At 66.4% G+C, this 2,170-nt stretch carries 2 protein-coding genes; both read right to left on the bottom strand.

Features of this window, described 5'->3' with window-relative positions:
• Positions 1–770, bottom strand: a 770-nt coding sequence (locus CVO76_RS17095; protein WP_347876216.1) for a serine hydrolase domain-containing protein, incomplete at its 3' end; no start/stop codon positions are given.
• A gap of 256 nt (positions 771–1,026) precedes the next feature.
• Positions 1,027–2,170: M28 family peptidase (locus CVO76_RS17090; protein WP_208740243.1), on the bottom strand; the 1,144-nt coding region annotated here is incomplete at its 5' end.

Genomic DNA, 2,170 nt, shown 5'->3' with positions numbered 1-2,170 from the left:
CCATCCCCGCCGGTGCTGCCGTTGTGCCAGGTGATCCTGCGGCCGCGGTGCTCGAGCGTGATCCACCCGGCCCCGATACCTACCCTGGGCGCGAATTCTGCAACCGGCTCGAGGGCCATCAGACCCCTGGCGGTCCCGTCGAGCACCGAACGGAGGAAGCCCCGCATCGTACTGATGGTCGCCCGGACGCCTCCGGCGGGCGCGATGGCCTCGCCGACCCATGGGGCCACCGGGCGGCCCAGCCGGTTGGACCCTCGCAGGTCCGAGGGCCCGAGGTCTTCGGCGCGGGTGGGAGTCGGGAACCCCGGGCCCAGGCGGTCCTGCAGGAGGGACCCGTAGCTACTGCCGGCTGCTTCCGCCACGGCGTGCCCGAGCAACTGGAACCCCAGGTTCGAGTACCTGGACCGAAGAGGGCCGAGGCGCAGGTTGCGCGTCTGGTCCAGCAGGTCGGTCAGTGAATCACCGTAGGGGTTGCGACCGCCGATCCAGTATCCGAGGGTCCGGCGAAGCGGCTGCATCCCCGGCGGCAACCCCGGAAGACCGGACCGGTGGATGGCCAAGGAGGCCAGGCTCACGGTGCCGACCTCGCCGTGGCCCTCGAGTGGGAGCAGCTCCCGCAGAACTGTCGACTGCGGAATGAGACCGCGTTCTGTCACGTCCCGGTACAGCATGCCGGTGAGCACCTTCGAGATTGACCCGATCTCGAAGGTGGAGTGCTGGTCCGTACGGATCGTCGCGGTCATCTCACGCTGAGGGGTGACCACCGCCACTGCGCTCGCTCCTCCTGGTGACCCGAGAGTGCGGCCCAGAACGCGGACGAGATCGGAGTCACCGATCCATGCACTCTCCATGACGGACTTCCCATCCTCGGGCACTGGGGACGACGACGGACAGGAAGCCCTCGGGCCTGCAGTCCGCCCCTTGCCCGGCGTCATCGAGCCTCTCACACGTCATCGATCCGGCAGGTACGGGGGAAGGCCCTGCACGGAGCGGAGTCCATGGCCTTCCCCCATACCCTGGCCTGGTCTAGCGCTTCGAGTGATTGCCCTTGAACGCGAAGTCACCCGTGGATTTCCCGCCACTGCCCTTTGCCGTTCCCTTGACAGCGGACGTCGTCATGGCGAAGGTGAGGGTCGAATGAGCTATCGCGTCAGCCATCTGCTCGAGGACCACCGGGTCGATGTTCGTGATGGTGTCGCATGCCGCGTGATAGCAGGGATCGTAGGGACGACCGGCGGTTCCGCCGAAGACGTCCGCTTCTTCCTGCGACTTGATCCCTTCCGCGCCCGTGAACAGGCCGCCGGCAGGGATCCCGTTCTCGATGAACCCGAAATAGTCGCTGCGCCCGTCGAACTCGGTGGGTGCCGTCGCCAGGCCCTGTGATGCGAAGTATGCGAGGAATACGTCCTCGACGGTGTCGGACCCGTTGGGGCCTTCAGCCCCGAACGCTCCGCCGTCGCCGTCATAGACGAACCGGACAGGGTTCGGTGAGGCGACCATGTCGAAGTTCAGGTTCACCGCATGATCCTTGATGTCCCTGGCCGACAGTTGGGAGACGTAGTAGTCGGACCCGATCAGCCCGTCCTCCTCACCGCTCCAGAAGGCGAAACGCGTGCGGTTGGTCGGCTCGATGCCCAGTTCCGCGATCTGGATGGCCGTCTCGAGGATGGCCGCGCTGCCACTGCCGTTGTCGTTGATGCCCGGACCCTCGGCCACGCTGTCCAGGTGGGCGCCCACGACGACCGTCCGGTCGGCACGGCCGGCCGTGTCGGCTATGACGTTGAAGGTCTCGACCGTCTCCTCGTGGGTCTCCAGGGCCACCCGCATCTCGAGCCCCTCGGTAGCAGCCAGTTGCTCGCCGATCGCGAAGGAGGTGCCCACGACGGGTATCGTCGAGCCTGCTTCGCCCAACGTGCCGTTCACGACACCGAAGCGGTCATCGGCAGGATTCACATCTCCCTGGTTGAAGATGATGACCGCCGAGGCCCCTTCAGCTGCCGCGTTGGCCGCCTTCAGTGCGAAGTCACACGTTCCACGCTGGATCAGGGCGATATTCCCGTCAGGAAAACCTGTGAAGTCACTGGCCTCGCAGCCACTGGTCGAGGCGCGGTCGCCGCTGAGATTCACATCGACCGCGGTCACCGGAGCTGTGACATCGCCTTCAGCGCTG

Source organism: Arthrobacter agilis (assembly GCF_002953615.1).
GTDB classification, from domain to species: Bacteria; Actinomycetota; Actinomycetes; order Actinomycetales; family Micrococcaceae; genus Arthrobacter_D; species Arthrobacter_D agilis_B.
This window is presented reverse-complemented; position numbering and strand designations above follow the sequence as displayed.